The organism is Kitasatospora sp. NPDC091207 (assembly GCF_044768625.1).
GTDB lineage: Bacteria > Actinomycetota > Actinomycetes > Streptomycetales > Streptomycetaceae > Kitasatospora.
In genome coordinates, this window is record NZ_JBIVVS010000020.1 from 110,795 (window position 1) to 128,151 (window position 17,357).

17 protein-coding genes are annotated in these 17,357 nt (G+C 75.7%); 5 read left to right on the forward strand and 12 right to left on the reverse strand.

Going from position 1 to position 17,357, the window contains the following annotated elements:
• Positions 1 to 96 precede the first annotated feature (96 nt).
• Positions 97 to 1,335, forward strand: coding sequence for an alpha/beta hydrolase family protein (locus ACIQTO_RS28300; protein ID WP_402393608.1), 1,239 nt, complete (start codon positions 97 to 99; stop codon positions 1,333 to 1,335).
• A gap of 44 nt (positions 1,336 to 1,379) precedes the next feature.
• On the opposite strand, the gene ACIQTO_RS28305 is transcribed toward ACIQTO_RS28300, so the two are convergent.
• From ACIQTO_RS28305 to ACIQTO_RS28320, 4 genes are all read right to left on the reverse strand, one after another.
• The gene (locus ACIQTO_RS28305) at positions 1,380 to 1,979 is read right to left on the reverse strand and encodes a TIGR03086 family metal-binding protein (protein WP_402393610.1); all 600 of its coding nucleotides are present in this window, start codon (positions 1,977 to 1,979) and stop codon (positions 1,380 to 1,382) included.
• Between the two features lie 161 nt (positions 1,980 to 2,140).
• Positions 2,141 to 2,896, reverse strand: coding sequence for an SDR family NAD(P)-dependent oxidoreductase (locus tag ACIQTO_RS28310; RefSeq protein ID WP_402393613.1), 756 nt, complete (start codon positions 2,894 to 2,896; stop codon positions 2,141 to 2,143).
• Positions 2,897 to 3,133: 237 nt separating this feature from the next.
• Positions 3,134 to 3,919, reverse strand: coding sequence for a transglycosylase family protein (locus ACIQTO_RS28315; protein WP_402393616.1), 786 nt, complete (start codon positions 3,917 to 3,919; stop codon positions 3,134 to 3,136).
• Positions 3,920 to 4,445: 526 nt separating this feature from the next.
• Positions 4,446 to 5,129 (reverse strand): LysE family transporter, encoded by a 684-nt coding sequence (locus ACIQTO_RS28320; RefSeq protein WP_402393618.1) that lies wholly within the window; start codon positions 5,127 to 5,129, stop codon positions 4,446 to 4,448.
• Positions 5,130 to 5,199: 70 nt separating this feature from the next.
• Here ACIQTO_RS28320 and ACIQTO_RS28325 point away from each other — a divergent pair, with 70 nt between their 5' ends.
• Complete coding sequence (locus tag ACIQTO_RS28325) at positions 5,200 to 5,631, forward strand: Lrp/AsnC family transcriptional regulator (protein ID WP_402393621.1); 432 nt, start codon at positions 5,200 to 5,202, stop codon at positions 5,629 to 5,631.
• A 75-nt stretch (positions 5,632 to 5,706) separates the two neighbouring features.
• Here the strand turns inward: ACIQTO_RS28325 and ACIQTO_RS28330 are convergent, their stop codons facing one another.
• The 3 genes from ACIQTO_RS28330 to ACIQTO_RS28340 all read right to left on the reverse strand — a co-directional run bounded on the left by ACIQTO_RS28330 (position 5,707) and on the right by ACIQTO_RS28340 (position 10,703).
• On the reverse strand, positions 5,707 to 6,375 hold the full coding sequence (locus ACIQTO_RS28330) for a response regulator (RefSeq protein ID WP_402393623.1): 669 nt from the start codon (positions 6,373 to 6,375) through the stop codon (positions 5,707 to 5,709).
• Positions 6,376 to 6,468: 93 nt separating this feature from the next.
• Complete coding sequence (locus tag ACIQTO_RS28335) at positions 6,469 to 8,151, reverse strand: sensor histidine kinase (protein WP_402393625.1); 1,683 nt, start codon at positions 8,149 to 8,151, stop codon at positions 6,469 to 6,471.
• Between the two features lie 125 nt (positions 8,152 to 8,276).
• The gene (locus ACIQTO_RS28340) at positions 8,277 to 10,703 is read right to left on the reverse strand and encodes a SpoIIE family protein phosphatase (protein ID WP_402393628.1); all 2,427 of its coding nucleotides are present in this window, start codon (positions 10,701 to 10,703) and stop codon (positions 8,277 to 8,279) included.
• A 193-nt stretch (positions 10,704 to 10,896) separates the two neighbouring features.
• Between ACIQTO_RS28340 and ACIQTO_RS28345 the strand changes: the two genes are divergently transcribed.
• From ACIQTO_RS28345 to ACIQTO_RS28355, 3 genes are all read left to right on the forward strand, one after another.
• Positions 10,897 to 11,220 carry a DUF4326 domain-containing protein gene (locus ACIQTO_RS28345; protein WP_402393631.1) on the forward strand — a complete coding sequence of 108 codons (324 nt, stop codon included), beginning with the start codon at positions 10,897 to 10,899 and terminating at the stop codon, positions 11,218 to 11,220.
• A gap of 172 nt (positions 11,221 to 11,392) precedes the next feature.
• Complete coding sequence (locus ACIQTO_RS28350; protein WP_402393634.1) at positions 11,393 to 12,715, forward strand: PQQ-binding-like beta-propeller repeat protein; 1,323 nt, start codon at positions 11,393 to 11,395, stop codon at positions 12,713 to 12,715.
• 94 nt (positions 12,716 to 12,809) lie between these two features.
• Entirely contained in the window at positions 12,810 to 13,445 is a 636-nt protein-coding gene (locus tag ACIQTO_RS28355) for a uridine kinase (protein ID WP_402393637.1), read from the forward strand.
• Here the strand turns inward: ACIQTO_RS28355 and ACIQTO_RS28360 are convergent.
• The 5 genes from ACIQTO_RS28360 to ACIQTO_RS28380 all read right to left on the reverse strand — a co-directional run bounded on the left by ACIQTO_RS28360 (position 13,393) and on the right by ACIQTO_RS28380 (position 17,259).
• Positions 13,393 to 14,250, reverse strand: a complete 858-nt coding sequence (locus tag ACIQTO_RS28360) for a DNA-formamidopyrimidine glycosylase family protein (protein ID WP_402393640.1) — start codon at positions 14,248 to 14,250, stop codon at positions 13,393 to 13,395. The two genes, ACIQTO_RS28355 and ACIQTO_RS28360, sit on opposite strands and share 53 nt — an antisense overlap.
• Positions 14,251 to 14,299: 49 nt before the next feature.
• Positions 14,300 to 14,512 carry a cold-shock protein gene (locus ACIQTO_RS28365; RefSeq protein ID WP_402393643.1) on the reverse strand — a complete coding sequence of 71 codons (213 nt, stop codon included), beginning with the start codon at positions 14,510 to 14,512 and terminating at the stop codon, positions 14,300 to 14,302.
• Positions 14,513 to 14,583: 71 nt separating this feature from the next.
• On the reverse strand, positions 14,584 to 15,045 hold the full coding sequence (locus tag ACIQTO_RS28370; RefSeq protein ID WP_402393646.1) for a universal stress protein: 462 nt from the start codon (positions 15,043 to 15,045) through the stop codon (positions 14,584 to 14,586).
• A 256-nt stretch (positions 15,046 to 15,301) separates the two neighbouring features.
• Positions 15,302 to 16,312: a zinc metalloprotease gene (locus ACIQTO_RS28375; RefSeq protein WP_402393649.1), complete on the reverse strand. Its 1,011-nt coding sequence runs from the start codon at positions 16,310 to 16,312 to the stop codon at positions 15,302 to 15,304.
• A gap of 293 nt (positions 16,313 to 16,605) precedes the next feature.
• Positions 16,606 to 17,259: an AAA family ATPase gene (locus ACIQTO_RS28380; RefSeq protein WP_402393652.1), complete on the reverse strand. Its 654-nt coding sequence runs from the start codon at positions 17,257 to 17,259 to the stop codon at positions 16,606 to 16,608.
• Positions 17,260 to 17,357 lie beyond the last annotated feature (98 nt).

The window sequence follows — 17,357 nt, forward strand, 5'->3', positions numbered from 1 at the left end:
ACGCCCCGGTCCACGCCCTGATCCACGCCCTGGTCCGGTCCGCCCGGCAGGACCGGCCGGACAGCGGCCTGGCCAGATTGGTCCAGTCCACCTAGGGTGAAGCTCCATCAGGAACGCTGGTCCGAGGGGTGGATGACGATGATCGGGCGCCGCTCACTGCTGGCCGTCACGGGGCTGGGCGCGGCCGCGCTCACCCTCCCGGCCACCGCCGCCCGGGCCGCCACCCCGGTCCCCGCCTCGGCACCCGCCTCGACACCCGCCCGACCGCGGCCGATCGACCTCCCGGCGCCGACCGCCGGCCGCCCGGTCGGTACGGTCACCCTGCACCTGGTCGACCGCGCCCGGCAGGACCCGTTCGCCCCCGTCCCCGGGCCGCGCGAGCTCATGGTCCAGCTCTGGTACCCGGCCCTCGGGACCGCCGGCCGGCCCCGCGCGCCGTACACCACCGCCCGGGTGGCCGCCGTCATCGAGACCGCGCTGCCGCTGAACCCGGGCACCATCGGCGCCCTCCGCCCCACCGCCCGCACCGGCGCCCCCGCCGCCCCCGGCGCGCTGCCGCTACTGCTGCTCGGCCACGGCCGCAAGGGCGGACGGAGCAACTGCACCGCGCTGGCCGAGGAGTTGGCCGCCCACGGCTATCTGGTGGCCGCGATCGACCACACCTATGACGCGGCCGCCGTCGAGTTCCCCGACGGCCGGCTGGTCCGCAGCGCGCTGTCGGACGCGCCGGAGGACTGGGACGCGGCCGAGCGCGCGGAGATCGCCGCCCGGGTGGAGGACCTGCGGTTCGTCGCGACGGAGCTGACCACGGGCGCCACCGCCCGCCGCCCCGGGCTGCCGGGCGCCGATCCCCGCCGGATCGGCGCGCTCGGCCACTCGATGGGCGGCGCGGCCGCCGCCGAGGCCGTCCGCCGGGACGACCGTATCGTCGCCGGCCTCGACCTCGACGGCGGCCTGTTCGGCTCCCCGGTGGCCGAACTCGGCCTGGACCGCCCGTTCCTGCTGCTCACCTCGCTCGCCGATCACGACACCTGGAGCCGCTGGCGCGAGCACCAGCGCGGCTGGGGCCGGCAGCTGCGCCTCGGCGGCGCCGGCCACCTCGGCTTCACGGACCTGCCGCACGCCGCCGGCCCCGGCGAGCTGGCCGCCCATCTCCCCGCCGAGGTCTACGCCGAACTCTTCGGCACCATCGCGCCGGGGCGCGCGACGGAGCTGACCCGCGCGTACACCCGCGCCTACTTCGACCGGTTCCTGCGCGGGCGCCCCTCGGCCCTGCTGAACGGCCCCGCCACCCGTTACCCCGAGATCGAGTTCCGCTGGAGCCAGGGCCGGTAACACCCCGCCGGCCCACAACCGTGGGGTCGGAACCCGACCCCGAGTCACCCCCCTGCCTGCGGATCACGCCCGAAGAAGGCGGCCAGCCGGTCGTAGACGGGCGCGTCCTCGGACACCGCCACCTCGGGACCGAAAGCGTGCCGCTCCTCCTCACTACCCCGGTACTCGGGGCGCAGCGCACCGCGCCCCCAGACGAGCGAGGCGCGCGCGACGTCCTGGTCCAGGCCGGCCGTGGACTGGCCGGTGGAGCGGGCCACGTCCCAGCCGTGGACGGCGAACTCGGCGATCTGCTGGTCCACCGGGAAGCGGGCGGGCAGCTCGCCGACGCCGGGCACCTCGATGACGCCGCCGAGGTCACCGGCCCCGCGCCAGGCGGCCACCAGCCCTTCGGCACCGGCCTCGAAGGCGTGCAGCCAGTCGCCCTCCAGCCGGGTGAAGGACTGCTTCCAGTCCGGGTCGCCGCCCTCGGCCCGGACGGTGAACTGCCGCAGGTCGAAGAGCAGATGGCTGACCAGCTGCGCGACGTCCCACGAGCGGCAGGTGGTCGGGTGGATGGCCTGCTCGGCGCCGATGCCGTCGATCAGCCCGGCGGTCTGTGCCAGGGCGCGGGCGAGCAGGTCGATCGGGTCTTCCGCCGCGGTCATGGCACACCTCTTCGCTTCGGGGTCGGGCGATCGGACCGGCCGATCGTATGCGGGAGGACCGACGACCGGCCCGGCGCAACACCGCGCCGGACCGGTCGTCGCCCCGCCGTCGACCCTTCGGCGGCCTTCACCGCCCCGCCGCCGACCGGCGGCCGGCCGGGTCAGGCCGCGAGGCCGCCGTCCACGGCGATCTCGGCGCCGCTGATGTACCGGCCGCCCTCGCCGACCAGGTGCGCGACCGTGGCCGCGATGTCCGCGCCGCTGCCGTACGCGCCGAGCGCCGTCAGACCTCGCTGGAACTCCGCCGACGGGCCGTCGGCCGGGTTCATCTCGGTGTCGATCGGGCCGGGGTGGATGACGTTGGCGGTGATCCCCCGCGGGCCCAGCTCGCGCGCCAGCGCCTTGGTGAGACCGGCCATCGCGGCCTTGCTGGCCCCGTACAGCGTGGCGCCGGGGAAGGCGACCCGCTGCACGAGGCAGCTGCCGATGGTGATGATCCGGCCACCCTCGGCCAGATGGGCGGAGGCTGCCTGGGCATAGAGGAACGGCGCCCGGACGTTCACTTCCAGCACCCGGTCCACGTCGTCGAGCGCGAGCTCGCCGATCGGGCCGATCACACCGACACCGGCGTTGTTGACCAGGATGTCGAGCCGCCCGAGGCGCTCGACCACGGCCTCGACCACGGACCGGACGGCCTGCGGGTCGGCGCTGTCCGCCCGGACCGCCCAGCCGCGCCGGCCCATCCCGGTGATCTTGGCCGCGACGGCCTCGGCCCGCTCCGCGTCGCTCCGGTAGGTGACCACGACATCGGCGCCGTCCTCGGCCAGCCGCAGGGCCACCGCCTCCCCGATCCCCCGGCTGCCGCCGGTCACCAGGGCCACCCGGCCGTCCAGCGCCATGATCTGGTTGATCGTCATATCGTCAGAACTCCTTGACTCGCTCTCGGACATGACTCGATCCTCGGCCCACGCCGCCCAGGAGTCCGGCGGTATTCGGACCTCGCGTTCAATCTTCAACAATCATCGCGGCCGACCCTCCGGACCGCCCCGCGCATCGCCCGTCCGGGCGCGCCGCTGCCCGCCGGACGACCCCGCCGACGCGCCGAGCGGCCACCCCAGGACGGGGTGGCCGCTCGGCGCGGGTGCGGGCGGGCGTCAGACGCTGAGGGTCTGACCCGGGAAGATGAGGTCCGGGTTGCCGCCGATCGCCTTGACGTTCTTGGCGTGCAGGTTCGCGGTGTCGAGGCCGAACTTGGCCGCGATGTCGCTCAGGGTGTCGCCGCTCTTGACGGTGTAGCTGCCACCGGAGGCGTTCCGGTCATTGGCGGCCGGCTTGGCCGGCTTGGCGACGTCCTGGGACTTCCAGGACTGCGTCTTCTGAGCCTGGTCGCCCTGCGCGGGCTTGCTCGGGGCCTGCTTCGCCTGCGGGGTCTGCGCGGGCTTGGCCGGCTGCTGCGCCCTGGGGGCCGCGGCCTTGGGGGCGGCCGGCTTGGCCGCGCCGGCGGCCGGGGCCGAGGTGTCGACGGCCGCCGGGGCGCCGCCCTTGGCCAGGCCGGCCTTGGCGGAGCAGACCGGCCAGGCGCCGGGGCCCTGCGAGGCGAGCACCTTCTCGGCGATGGAGATCTGCTGGGCCTTGGTGGCCTGGTTGGCCTGCGACGCGAAGGCGGTGCCGCCGTACGCGGCCCAGGTGGACGGGGTGAACTGCAGTCCGCCGGAGAAGCCGTTGCCGGTGCTGATGCTCCAGTTGCCACCGCTCTCGCACTGGGCGACGGCGTCCCAGGTCGAGGTGGACGCGGCGGAGGCCGAGGTGGCCGTGACGAGGCCGGCCACCGGGAGGGCCGCGACGGCCCCGCCGACCAGCACCAGACGGGCACGGCTGCGGCGCTTCCCGGCGGTGGTGGTGTTGGTGGTGGCAGCGGCGGTCTCGTTACGGATCGTCATGAAAGTCCTCTCGACAAGCCCCGGGCGGGCAGACGGAACCAGGCCCTTGGCAGGGCCGTCGCGCTCACCTCACTCGACGGGCGGCGGGGCACGTGTCGGACGTGCCGTGCCGCCCCGGCCACCCTCGCTCGCCGACGGCCTGTTCGAGCCGGTCGCGTCAACGGGCACGGCCCTCGCGCCGGGGGTCAGTCGGCGGGCTGTGCGTCGGGGGTGAACCCGGGTGGTGCTCGTTGCACCGCCAATGAAGCTACGGGCCCTCCGGGGCGGCTTCAAGCAATTCTTGGACGCTGCAGGTCAGTTGACTGTTACCGGCGGTATCGATCATGAACACGCATCCGAAATGACTGCATTTGACCGTATTTTCAAGATCGAATGGTCAATTTCCGTGCTCCCGCTCACATCTGTCCATCTGTGAAGCCGCCCACACCGTCGACAGAGCGCGACCGCGAACCGACGGACCGTCACCGCCGGCACCGGAGTTCCCGGTTCCGCGCGGTGCTGTCGTGGTATCGCCCACACCGATTACTCAGCGTGGCCACGCTGTGCGCACTGCGTAGAACACGACCAGTCCGTATCCGACGCAGAAGCTGAGCCTGCGCGCCCGCGGCGAGAGCCGCGCACCCACCGAGACACCCACCACCGCCACCACCTGCTGCCAGAGCAGCGAGGCCGCCAGGACGCCCGCGACGAAGGCCGCCCCGCCCGCGCCGCCCCGTGGGCCGCCACCGCCCGTGACCAGGGCGGCGAAGTAGAGCGCGGTCGTCGGGTTCACCGCCGTGAGCGCGGTGAACCGCAGAAAGGCCCGGACCGGCCCACCTGGCGTCCCCGACGCCCCCGGCCCACCTGGCGTCCCCGGCCCACCCGACGCCCCCGCACCGCCCGCTGCCCCGGCGGCGGCCACTGGCCGGCGCAGCCCGAGCAGCCCGCGGACCGCCACCGCTGTGAGCACCACGGCCGAGCCCGTCCGGGCCCAGGCCTCCCAGCCGGCCGCCGTCGAGGCCAACCGGGAGCCGAGCGCCGTGGCGAGCGCCGCGTACGCCGCGTCCACGAACGCCACCGCGCACGCCGCGCTCACCGCAGCCGCGCGCCCGCGCCGCCCCTCCTCCAGCAGCAGCACCCCGACCGCCCCCAGCGGCACCGCCACGCCCAACCCCGCCCCGACGCCCGCCAGCGCCGCCGCCGCCGCCGCCGTACCCGTCACATCCGTCATGGCGGCCACCGTGACGCAGACACCGCGACAACGACGGCCGGAATCCGGCCGGACCCGCGACAATCGCGGTATGGATGCCCTCGACAGCGAAATCCTCGGCGAACTGCGCGCGGACGCGCGGATCTCCTACCGCGACCTCGGCGCCCGGGTGGGCCTGAGCGCCAACGCGACGGCCGACCGGGTCCGCCGGCTGCTCCGGACCGGCGTGATCCGGGGCTTCACCGCCCTGGTCGACCCGGCCGCCGACAGCACCCGACCGGGCCTGACCGTCTTCGTCGACGTCCGGCTGCGGCCGGAGACGGACAGCGACACCTTCGAGACCACGGCGCTACGGCTGCCCGGCGTCACCGAGACCGCCCATGTCACCGGTGAGTACGACTATCTGCTGCGCGCCCGGGTGGCCGACGCCGCCGGGCTGGACCAGCTGCTGCGCCGGCTGAAACACGAGGCGGGCGTCGCGCACTCCAACACCCGCCTCGCCCTGCGGATCGCCACCCGCTGAGCACCACCCGCGGAGCACCACCCCGCTGAGCACGACCATGGCCCGCGCCGCCGTCGCCGACCTCGCCGGCCCGGGTCAGATCCCGCCGCCCAGCCCCGCGTCGCGGGCCAGCAACGCCGCCTGCACCCGGTTCTCGCACCCCAGCTTGGCCAGGATCCGGCTGACGTACGTCTTCACCGTCGCTTCGCTCATGTGGATCCGGGTGCCCGCGTCCGCGTTGGAAAGGCCCTCGCCCAGCAACGCCAGCACCTCCAGCTCACGCGCGGTGAGCACCTCCAGCCGCTGCCGGGCCGCGGCCCCCCGGACGGCGGCCGGGCCGCCGCGGGCACCGGCCAGCGAGTCGACGATGTGCCGGGTGGCGGCGGGCGAGAGGAAGGCGTTGCCGGTGGCGGCGGCCCGGACGGCCTGGATCAGCTCGGCGGGCGCGGTGTCCTTGAGCAGGAACCCGGCACCGCCCTCGGTCACCGCGCGCAGGACGTTGTCGCGCTCCCCGAAGGTGGTGAGGATCAGCGCCCGCGCGCCGGGCACCACCCGGCGCAGCTCACCGAGCGCGGTCAGCCCGTCCATCACCGGCATCTGGATGTCCAGCAGGACGACGTCGGCCCGGTGGGCCAGCGCGAGGTCCAGGGCCTGCCGGCCGTCGGCGGCCTCGGCGACCACGTCGATGTCGTCGGCGGAGGACAGGATCATCCTGATCCCGGCCCGGATGAGCGGCTCGTCGTCGGCGACGAGGACTCGGATCACTGCTGGTCATCCCCTCGGTGTGGTGCGGGTGGCACTGCTCGGCACCATCCTCACACCTCCCGGGCCGGCCCCGTCACCACGCGGGCGCCGGGCTCAGAACCTCCCCAGGTAGTGCTGCTTCTCCACCAGCACACCGTCCTTGAAGCAGAACCGGGCCACGGCGTCCTCGCGGCCCGCGCCGGAGGTGTCCCCGGAGAGGAAGTAGCGGCAGGACGACCCCTCCGGCGGGGTCGGGCCGCTGCCCTCGTAGTCCTTGGTGAAGAAGCCGTTGCCCACCGGCAGCCGGCTCACCACGTCGGCCTCGGGCGTGCCCTCCTGGATCGAGTCGTACAGCGAGCGCTCCACGGTCGCCTCGTTGGCGGCGCCGATGAAGGCCACCACCCCCCACACCAGCAGCCCGAGCACGGTGAGCAGGACGACCGCCCCGCCGACCGCGCAGCCGATCGCCGGGCTGCGCCGCCGACGGCGGTCGGGCCCGCCGTCGACCACCGGCACCGCGTCCAGCACCCAGGCCTCGCCCTCCCCGGCGGCGCCCGGGGCGGCCGGCCCGCCACCGGCCCCCTCGTACGGGAGCACGGCGGCGAGCCGGAACCCCGCCTCCGCGGTCGGCCCGGCATGCACCATCCCGCCGACCAGCCGGGCCCGCTCGCGCAGCCCGGTCAGCCCCTGGCCACCGCTGACCGGTGCCGGCCGGCCGCCCGCCGGTACCCCGGCCGGCTCCGGCGCCCGCGGGTTGGCCACCTCCACCACCAGCGCGTCCGGCTCGTAGCGCAGCGCGACCGAGATGGGCGCGCCGGGGGCGTGCTTGTGCGCGTTGGTGAGCGCCTCCTGGACGATCCGGTACGCGGCCTGCCCGACGTTGGCGGCCGGGGGCCGACGCTCGCCGTCCTCCCCGAAGGAGACGGTCGTCCCGGCCGCCCGGGAGGACTCGACCAGCTTCTCGATGCCCTCCAGACCACCGGTCCGCGCGCCGCCGCCGGCCGCGGCAGCGACCGGCGCGGGCCCGGGGGCGGTCGACTCGTCGTGCAGCACTCCGACCACCTCGCGCAGCTCGCGCATCGCGGTGACGGCGGCCAGCCGCAGCACGCCGACCGCCTCCCGCTGCCGGTCGGACAGGGTGCGGTCGACCTCCAGCGCGCCGGAGTGCACGGAGATCAGGGCGAGCTGGTGGCCCAGGCTGTCGTGCATGTCCTGGGCTATCCGGTGCCGCTCCCGCAGCCGGGCCTGGTGCGCCACCATGGCGTGCTCGCGCAGCAGCTGCTCGTTGCGCTCCCGCAGCGCGTCCGACAGCGCCCGGCGCTGGGCCCGGTAGCGGCCCCAGAGCGCGGGCAGCACCGCGACCAGCAGGAATCCGCCGAGGGAGAGCCCGAGCATCAGTTTCACCGGCGCCTCCCCCGCGTCCTTCACCGCGCCGGTGGCCGTCATCAGCAGGAAGGCGCCGGCGAAGGAGCCGGCCAGCACGCTCACCCGCTTCACCCGGGCGCCGGCCGACCAGCCCACGCAGGCCAGCAGCGGCAACGGCCCGGCGGCCCAGCCGGCGACGGTGGCGGTGACCAGCAGCACGGTCGAGGGCAGGCCGCGCCGGAGCAGGAAGAGCGCGGCCGTCCCGAGTCCGGTGACCGGCCACAGGCACGAGCGGGAGACCACCTCGATCAGCGCCGCGAGCCCGCCCAGCACCAGCGCGCCGACCGCCTCCCGCACCACCAGGCCGGGCCGCCAGGGCCCGGGCAGTGCCGTTCGTACCGCCCTCGACCAGGCCTTCGCTATCGCGTCCACCCCGCGAGGCTAGCCAACCGGCCGGCCGGGCGACGCCACCGTTCGTCGTTGTCCGCACCGACGAAAGTCGCGACGTGCCGCCGGGGGCCGACGGTCGCCCCGGCCGACCCGCCGCGGGTGAGGCCTCACCCGTAGGCGGTGAGCATCAGCGCCACGTCGTCCACCCGGTGGGTGGAGCCGACCTCCTGCAGCAGCCGCTCCGCCAGCCGCTCCAGCGCGTCCTCCTCCGCACCGACCTCCCCCGCTGTCCCGGTGAGGGCGGCGCGCAGCCGGTCCACGCCATGGTCGATCTCCACCGCCGGATCCTCGACCAGCCCGTCCGTGTAGAGCGCGAGCAGCGAGCCCGGGGCCAGCCGGAACTCCGTGACCGGGTACTCGGCCCGGTGGTCGACGCCGAGCAGCGGCCCGCCCGCCACGTACATCGCCTCGGTGCTCCCGTCGGGGTGGCGCAGCACCGGCGGGAGGTGGCCGGCCCGGGCGATCCGGGCGGTGCCGTCGGCGGGGGTGAGCCGGATCAGGCAGCAGCTGGCGAGCAGCCCGGGGTCGAGGTCGAGCATCAGCTGGTTGGTGCGCGTCAGCACCTCGTCCGGCGGGTGCCCGCTGGCGGCGAAGGCCCGCACCGCGCTGCGCAGCTGGCCCATGGTGGCGGCGGCGCCGACGCTGTGGCCCTCGACGTCGCCGATGACCAGGTTGAGGTCGTGGCCGGTGACGATGGCGTCGTACCAGTCCCCGCCGATCTCCATCCCCTGGGTGCCGGGCAGGTACCGCGCGGTGATCCGGACGTTCTCCAGGTGCGGCAGCCGGTGCGGCAGCAGGGCCTGCTGGAGGCCGCGGGCGAGGGCGAACTCGGCGTCGTAGAGCCGGGCCCGCTCCAGCGCCTGGGCGATGAAGCCGGCGAGGGCGGTCAGCAGCCCGCGCTCCTCCAGGGTGAACCCGCGGGACTCGTCGAAGCCGATGATGCAGCTGCCGACCGGGTGGCCGGAGGCGATCAGCGGTAGGAAGGCCCAGGCGCGCATCTCGTCCAGGGCGATGCCGGGGTAGGCGGCGGCGAGCTCGTGGACGGACTCGAAGAAGATCGGCGCGCCGGAGCTGAGCGCCTCGGCGCCGGGCACCCGGGCGCCGGTCGGGGTGCCCTCGAAGCGGTCCAGGAAGCCGTCCGGGTAGCCGGTCTGGGAGATGAGGTGCAGGCGCTTGTCGCGGACGGTGTAGATGGCGAGCTCCTGGCCGCCGAAGGCCGGCAGGATCTGTTCGGCGACGGCCTGGCAGACCTCCCGGACGGTGACGGCCTCGCTCAGCGCGCTGGCCAGCTGGAGCAGGTGGTACATCGCCCCGACGCCGGTCCGGGCGCCCGGCGGGGGTTCGGCGGGCGGCTCGACCGCGCCGGCGGGCGGCTCGGCGGCGACGACCCGGCCGGTCACGCCGTGGGTGTCCGGGTAGAGCGAGAAGGCCAGCCAGCCGTCCGGCGGCCGGGCGGCGAGGAAGGCGGTGGGCTGCTGGGAGAGCATCGCGGCGCGGTAGCGGTTCTCGTACGCCGGGTCGGAGAGCCAGGGCAGCACGTCCCACGGGTGGTGGCCGACCAGGTCCTCGCGGCGGGCGTGCAGCAGCAGCTCGACGCTGCGGTTGGCATAGGTGATGCGACCGTCCAGGTCGAGGGAGAAGACGCCGTCGCGCAGCCGCTCGACGGCGGCCGCGGCGGCGGTGCCGGTCCGGGTGTCGAGCACGGCGCCGACCAGGTGGGAGCGGCCGTCCGGCCCGCCGGCGTCGGGGACACGGCCCCAGAGCTCGACCGGATAGGGGTGCCCGTCGTGGTCGAGCACCCGGACCCGGGCCGCCAGCACCCGGCCGTGGTCCAGCGCGGCGCGGGCGGCGGCCCGGAACTCGGGCAGGTCGCCGGGGGCGATCCGGGTGGTCAGGGTGGCCGCCCGGCCGTCGAACTCGGTGGGCGACAGCCCGAAGATCTCGCAGAACTGCTCGTCGGCGGAGATCGCCCCGGTGGCCAGGTTCCAGTCGAACAGGCCGACCCGGGTGGTCGGCGGGGCCGGTGGCGCCAGCTCGACCACGGCGGTCTCGCCGTTGGGTTCGATCAGGCGCCGCTGCCCGTCCAGGACCGCCAGCGCGGCCGCCAGCCCGTCGGCCACCACCCGTAGGTGCCGCTGCGCGCCGCCCGGCACCCCCTCGTCCGAGGCGGCCCAGAGCACGCTGATCACCCCGTACGTCTCCTCGGCCGTCTTGACGGGCACACAGGCGGAGGCGAAGTCGTAGGGCACGGCGACGGCCAGCTGCGGGAAGCGCCGCATGGTGTCCTCGGTGTCGGCCAGCGCGACCGTGCGGCCCGTCCGGAAGCTGACCGCGACCGGCATCGGCCCGGCCGCCGCGACCCGCCGGAACGGGGCGATGATCGACAGCGGCACGCCCGCCAGGGTGCAGAGCACCAGCGAACGGCGGTCCCGGGCGCGCAGGTACACCATCCCGCCGTAGGCGTCGGTCTCCGCGAGCACCCTGCGGACCGCGGTCGCGAGCAGCGCGTCCCGCTCGTGCGTCGCCCCGGCCACGGCATCGCGCTCCCAGGGGCGGCGCGCTTCGGGTCGCGTCGCCCGAGGACCGCCGGTCACGTGCGGACCGGACCGGTCCGCCGGCACACCCTGGCGCATTCTCCCTTGCTACGCCCGGGTCAAGGGACTGTCAAGGCGAGCCCGGCCCGGCCCGGTGTCGCCCCCCGGCCCCGGTCGCGCGAGCATGGTCACCATGCCGACCGACCCGGGCCGCACCACCGTGGTGAACCTCAAGGGACACCGCGACGACCCCGGCTACGCCGATGTCGTCTACGTCGGCCGCGCCGTGCACCGCGGCGGCCGGCACCTGGACGAGTCCCCGCTGCACTGCCCCTACCGGCCCGGTCCCGGCCTGACCCGGGCACGGATGCTCGTCGACTACCGCGACTACCTGCTGGGCCGGCCCGACCTGCTCGCCCTGGTGCCGGCGCTGCGCGGCCGCCGGCTCGGCTGCTGGTGCGTCCCCCTCCCCTGCCATGCCCAGGTGCTCGCCGACCTGGCCGACGACGGCCGCTGACCCCCGGCCCGGACCCGCCCCCACCGCCCCGGGGCGTCCCGGCGGCCGGGCGCTCCGCGGGTCCGGGGCGGGTCCGCCGGGACCGGCCGCCCGCGAACCGTCCGAACGGCTTTCGATATCCTCCGTCGGACAGCGCAGCACAACGGCTGCCCCGGGGGAAGCGAGTACACCCATGCAGCCGGCTCCGTCCGATCCTGCCCGCCCGTCGGCGTCCGACCGGGCCGACGCCGCCTGGCAGTGGGACAGCGACGCGGACGACCGCCCGGCCGCACCGGCCGAGGTGCTGAGCGGAGGCGGCGACGACGACGGCCCGCGGCCGACGCGGCGGCGGTTGCTGGCCGGCGCCGGAGCGCTGGCGGCGGGCGCCGCGGTCTGGGCGTTCGCCCGCTCGGCCGGCGGCCCGGACCCCGCCCCGCCCCGGCCGCTGCCCACCCGGGCCGCCGGGCCGGAGCCGCTCTGGACGTACCGGGGCCGGGAGTCCGCCGCGCCCGAGCGGCTGGCCGGGCGCCCCGCCGTCCCGGTCCTCCTCTCCCGCGAGGGGCTCCAGGTGCTCGACCCGGCGGCCGGCACGCCGCTGCGGATGCTGACCTTCGCCGCGGCGAAGGCCGACTGGCCGAACGACGTGGACCAGCCGAACAGCCGCGTGGTCGTCGGCACCGACCGGGTGTTCACCACCTCCAACGGCCACCTCGACAGCCATCACCTCACCGATCCGGCGGCGGAGTGGAGCCTGCCGCTGCCGGGGGAGGCCGGCAACGGCGCCGCCACCCTGTTCGGCTGCGCGGGCGACATCGTGTACGGCGAGGTCAGGCCCCGCCCGTACTCCGGCGACGGCGAGCTGTTCGCCGTGCACGTCCCGGACCGCCGGGTGCTCTGGAACCGCCCGTCCCCGCTCGGTGAACGGCCGTTCGTCCCGCTCGGTCCGGCCGGCGGCCGCGTCCCGGTCCTCGACAGCTCGGCCGGCGGCTCGCGGCTGGCCCTGCTGGAGGCCGTCAGCGGGACACGGCTCTGGGCGGTCCCCGCGGAGGCGGGCCTGACCTGGGCCGTCGCCGACGCGGAGCACGTCTACGCCCCTGGGGGCCCGGCCGGGTTGCGGGCGCTACGACTGGCCGACGGCACCCCGCACTGGTCGGTCGCCCCGGGACCGGCCGACCAGTGGCGGCTGCTGCCGCCGGTGGCCGGCGGCGCCCTGGTCTACCTGTTCCGGGACAACGGCCTGGTCAGCGCCCACACCGTGGCCACCGGCGCCCAGCTCTGGGAGCACCACCTGCCGTTCCGGCTGGACCGCCGCAGCCGCCCGCTGCTCGCCGGACCGGCGCTCTACGTGCCCGGCCCGGCCGCCGCCGGCGTCTGCGCCCTGGACGCCGCGACCGGCGAGGAGCGCTGGACCTTCCGCGACTCCGGCCCCGGTGTCGACGTCTGGTCGCTCTCCAACGACTCCGGCCACCTCTTCGCCGGCCACGACGACGTCCTGCACGCGCTCCCGCTGATCTGAGCCTCCGCTCCGGTCCGTACCCGCTCCGGTCCGTACGCGCTCCGGTCCGCACCCCGGCCCCGCGCCGCCCTCGGTGCCGGGGCAGGATGGCGGCGTGCAGGTACACCCGATCTCGCCCGAGCGGCTCGCCGAACTCCTCACCGACCGCATCGCCGCCCTGCCCGGGGCCGGCGAGCGCCCCCTGCGGGTCGCCGTCGACGGCGCCCCGGCCGCCCGGCCCGACGCGCTCGCGGACGCACTGGTCGAACCGCTGCGGGTGCGCGGCCTGCCGACCCTGCGGGTGTCGGCCTCGGCCTTCCTCCGGCCGGCCTCGGTCCGGCTGGAGTACGGCAAGCAGGACCCGGACGCCTACCACGACCTCTGGCTGGACGACGGCGCCCTGCTGCGCGAGGTGCTGGACCCGCTGGAGCCCGGCGGCACCGGCCGCGTCCTGCCGTCCCTGCGCGACCCGGCCACCGACCGCGCGACCCGCGTGCCGTACACCACGCTGCCGGCCGGCGGTGTGCTGCTGCTGGACGGCGCCCTGCTGCTCGGCCGGTGGCTGCCGCTGGAACTGACCGTCCACCTCGCCCTCACCCCGGCCGCACTGGGCCGCCGCACCCCGCCCGAGGAGCGGTGGACCCTGCCCGCCTTCGCCCGCTACACGGCCGAGACCGTCCCGGCCGAGGCGGCCGACCTCACCGTCCGGGTCGACGACCCCCGCCACCCTGCCCTGGTCGAGCGCCCGTAGCGGTGGACACCTCGGGCGCGGGCCCGCGCTGGCAGTGCGGGCACCAGAACGCCACCCGCTCCCGCGGCGCACTGCCCTGCGCCGCCGTCCGGACGAGCGTCCCGCAGCGCGGGCACGGCCGCCCGGCCCGGCCGTACACCCAGTGCCGGCGGCCGGGCCGGGTGTCACCGGTCGTGACGTGTCCGGGCCGCAGCCGGTTGGCCTCCAGGAGCTGCCGGGCCCGCTCCACCAGCCTTTCGGGGCGCGGCAGTCCACCCACCGCCGTCCACGGGGTGACACCGGCGAGGAAGCAGAGTTCGTTGGCGTAGACATTGCCGATGCCGGCCAGGTTGCGCTGGTCCAGGAGCGCCTCGGCGAGCGGCCGGCCGGGCTCGGCGAGGAGCCGGCGCAGCGCCTCGGCCGGGTCCCAGTCGGGGCCGAGCAGGTCGGGTCCGAGGTGGCCGACGACGCGCGGTTCGTCGGCGGTGCGCAGCAGCTCGACGACGGGCAGCCGGTAGCCGACCGCCGTGCCGTGCTCGGTGCCGAGGACGGCCCGGATCTGCCAGGCGGGCCCGCCGGCCCACCGCTCGCCGGGGCGGTAGACCTCCCAGCGGCCGTCCATCCGCAGATGGGTGTGCAGGGTGAGGCCGCCTTCGAGCCGGGTGAGCAGGTGTTTGCCGCGCGCGGCGACCTCCAGGACCCGCCGCCCGGTGAGATCGGCGGTGGCGTGCGCGGGGACCCGCAGGTCGGCGGTGGTCAGTACCCGGTCGGCGAGCTCCTGGTGCAACCGGGCCGCCACGCGGTGGACGGAGTCACCTTCTGGCATGGCTCCATCCTCCCCCGCCGGGCGGCCCCGCGGCGGCCCGGGCGGGCGCTCAGGCCTCCACGACGACCTCGTCCGCCTGCATGCCCTTCGGGCCCGGCACCTCCACGAAGGTCACCCGCTGGCCTTCGTGGAGGCTCTTGAAGCCCTCCTGCCGGATCGCCCTGAAGTGGACGAAGAGGTCGGGGCCGCTGTCGGGGGTGATGAAGCCGAACCCCTTCTCGTCGTTGAACCACTTCACGGTGCCGGACTGACGCTGCGACATGTCCACTCCCTCCGGTTCACGTGTTCCGACCGGGCGCCGAGGGCGCGCGGTTCGCCGGCCCGCGGGGCCGGTCAGGCGGCGGGCGGCGCCTGCGGCTCGCGCACCACGACCACCGGGCAGGGGGCGTGCTCGGTGAGGTGACGGCTGACGGAGCCGAGCAGCGCGCCGGTGAATCCGCCGAGGCCCCGGCTGCCGACCACCACCAGGGCGGCGCCGCCGGCCGCCTCCAGCAGGGCCTGCGCGGCGTTGCCGGGCATCACGGCCTCGGTGATCCGGACGCCGGGGTCCTCCCCGACGACCTTGGTGACCGTCTCGGAGAGCGTCCGCCCCGCCAGTTCCTCGGGGTTGAAGCCCTCCGCCGGGGGCACGGCGAGCCCGGCCCAGCCGTAGAACGCCGGGTACTCCCAGGCGGCGATCGCCTGGACGCTGCCGCCGACCAGCTTGGCGTAGTCGACCGCCCAACGCAGCGCCCGCTCCGAGGCGGGCGAGCCGTCCACACCGACGACGATCCGGGGGTTCGCGCTGTTGGCCATGCCGCTGCTCCTTGCTCGACTACCTCGGCTTCACCTGCCGCTGACCCCCCAAACATAGATCGATACGGACATACGGTCGCCAATTGCCACGCCGGGGGCACCGAACGCTTTCGAACCCTGTGCGATTCCGGCCCGGCACCGAAGAAGTCCCGTCCGGAGCGCGCGTCCGCCGGGCACGGGCGCCGGAGCTGGTACTGGCGGGTGCGCGGGCCCCATCACCCACGCACCCGCCAGCGTTCGCGGACGGCCGGGGCCGTCAGGCCCGGTAGGCGGCCCAGGAGTTGGACATCCTGGCGACCTGACCGGCGGTGAACTGGGTCATGCAGGAGTCGTAGGTGTAGTCCATGAAGTTGTGGATCGGGTCGACTCCGGTGGCCGTGCAGGTGTCGCGGCCCGTCGGGCACTGGTACGCGGCGCTCTTCTCGGCCGGGGTGTCCGCGACGTAGTCGCCCTGGCCGCCGCAGCCGCCCTGGAAGGTGTGGTAGAGCCCGAGCCAGTGGCCGACCTCGTGGGTGGCGGTGTCGCCCTCGTTGTAGTTCGCGGCCGCGCCGCCGGGGAACGAGCTGTCGAGGATGACCACGCCGTCGTCGCTCGGGTTCGACCGGTAGGAGCTGGGGAAGGTCGCCCAGCCGAGCAGCGACTGGCCGAGCTTGGCGGTGTAGAGGTTGAGGGCGTTGGCGCCGCCCTTGCGCAGCGAGCTCTTCATCGACCGCTCGGCCGAGGAGCCCGGGGTGATGCCGTTGTACCAGGTCGCGTTGTCGGTGTAGTCGGTGCCGACCAGCTGGAACTGGAACTGGCTGGGGGTGTTGCCCGCGCCCTGGCCGCCGTAGGCGGCGTTGAGGACGGAGATCTGCCTGCTGATGTCCGTCGCGCTGAGCTTGCCCGTCGTCCCGGCGTGGACCACGTGCACGTACACCGGGACGGTGGTGGTGGCGGCCAGCGTGCCGGGGGCGAGCAGCGCGCCCCCCTGGGAGGAGTGGGCCAGCTGGGCGACGCGGGCGTTGAGGTCGGCGTCCATGGCCTGGGCCTGGGCCTCGGTGACGGCGTTGGGCTCCTGGCCGCCCGGGCTGCCGGCGGGCTTGCGGGCCCCGGCGTCCTGGCCGTCCCCGCCTACGCACGCGGCGGCGACCTGGCCGGACGTCTGTGCGGCGGTGGTGGAGAACGCCGACGGGGCCGCGAACTGGGTGAGCCCGAGGGCGGCGACGAGGGCGGCGGCGCTGAGGAATCTGCGGGGGACACGCGAGGGCACGCGGACAGAACGACGCATCTGCGCTCCTGAGGGGGAGTTGTGGGGGGCGGCGGAGGGGGGCCGCCGAGCCTAGGCTACGCAGGGCCGCGTGTACGCGTCAGATCTGTTCCGGCCTGAAAGTTCTGACGACATACCGGACATAACCCGGAAGCCCGATCGAGTGACCCCGGTCACAGGTGGAACATTTCCGGTGCCGAGCGATCGGGGTGATGCCCCAGGGTTGTCCGAAAGTTGACGCCCCGTCCACCCGGTGGCCGTCGAAAGGCCGCCCGGACCGGTCGGGTCGGCGGCCCCGCACCGCCTCGCCGAGACTACGACGCCACGAAGACGATCTCCCGCACGGCGCGCGCACCGGCCCGGTCGAGTACCACCGCCGACGCACACCCGGCCGGCGGCTCCCCGGTACCCGCCAGCCTCCCGCGCAGCCGTCGGGCCGACTCGCGGTGCCGGGCGAAGGCGTACGCGGAGACGCGCTGCCCACGGGCCCGCTGGCCGCCGCGGGCCTCGTCCGCGCTGGCGTCCAGCACGATCAGGTGCACCCGCCGGCCCTGCCGGGCGGCCGCCCGGCCCAGCCAGCGCCGCACCCAGGGCAGCGTGCCGCAGTCGTGCACCGCCAGCGGGCCGCCGGCCAGCACGGCGCGGCGCAGCCGCCGGTAGTGCGCGGCCCGCACCAGCGGGCGGTAGACGAAATACGGCAGCCAGCCGGGCAGCCGGGCGGCGTACTCCTCCCGGACCTGCTGGGAGTCGACCAGCGGGGCGCGGATGCAGCGGCGCATCAGGGTGCTCTTGCCGCTCCCCGGCAGGCCCGACACGATCAGCAGGTCCTCGGCGCGGTAGTGCAGCGCCTGCGCCGACACCCCGGCGGGGACCACCTCGACGTGCCCCCGGCGCAGGTCGTGCAGACCGCGCGGGCGCAGCACCGCCGCGGCCGGGCGGGCCTGCGCGGCGCACGCCGATCTCGGCACGGGCACCTTGGCCCCGGACACCCCGACCTCAACCACCGGCACTCCCCCTGACTCCGCGGCCCCGACTCCCCGGCCTCCGCCTCCCGAAGGAGCCTTCC

Bases quoted from the DNA above. Each gene is read 5' to 3' on its own strand.
- ACIQTO_RS28305 (WP_402393610.1), bottom strand. From the start codon at position 1,979: ATGACCGCGGCGGAAGACCCGATCGACCTGCTCGCCCGCGCCCTGGCA.
- ACIQTO_RS28310 (WP_402393613.1), bottom strand. From the start codon at position 2,896: ATGACGATCAACCAGATCATGGCGCTGGACGGCCGGGTGGCCCTGGTG.
- ACIQTO_RS28315 (WP_402393616.1), bottom strand. From the start codon at position 3,919: ATGACGATCCGTAACGAGACCGCCGCTGCCACCACCAACACCACCACC.
- ACIQTO_RS28320 (WP_402393618.1), bottom strand. From the start codon at position 5,129: ATGACGGATGTGACGGGTACGGCGGCGGCGGCGGCGGCGCTGGCGGGC.
- ACIQTO_RS28325 (WP_402393621.1), top strand. From the start codon at position 5,200: ATGGATGCCCTCGACAGCGAAATCCTCGGCGAACTGCGCGCGGACGCG.
- ACIQTO_RS28345 (WP_402393631.1), top strand. From the start codon at position 10,897: ATGCCGACCGACCCGGGCCGCACCACCGTGGTGAACCTCAAGGGACAC.
- ACIQTO_RS28350 (WP_402393634.1), top strand. From the start codon at position 11,393: ATGCAGCCGGCTCCGTCCGATCCTGCCCGCCCGTCGGCGTCCGACCGG.
- ACIQTO_RS28360 (WP_402393640.1), bottom strand. From the start codon at position 14,250: ATGCCAGAAGGTGACTCCGTCCACCGCGTGGCGGCCCGGTTGCACCAG.
- ACIQTO_RS28365 (WP_402393643.1), bottom strand. From the start codon at position 14,512: ATGTCGCAGCGTCAGTCCGGCACCGTGAAGTGGTTCAACGACGAGAAG.
- ACIQTO_RS28370 (WP_402393646.1), bottom strand. From the start codon at position 15,045: ATGGCCAACAGCGCGAACCCCCGGATCGTCGTCGGTGTGGACGGCTCG.
- ACIQTO_RS28375 (WP_402393649.1), bottom strand. From the start codon at position 16,312: ATGCGTCGTTCTGTCCGCGTGCCCTCGCGTGTCCCCCGCAGATTCCTC.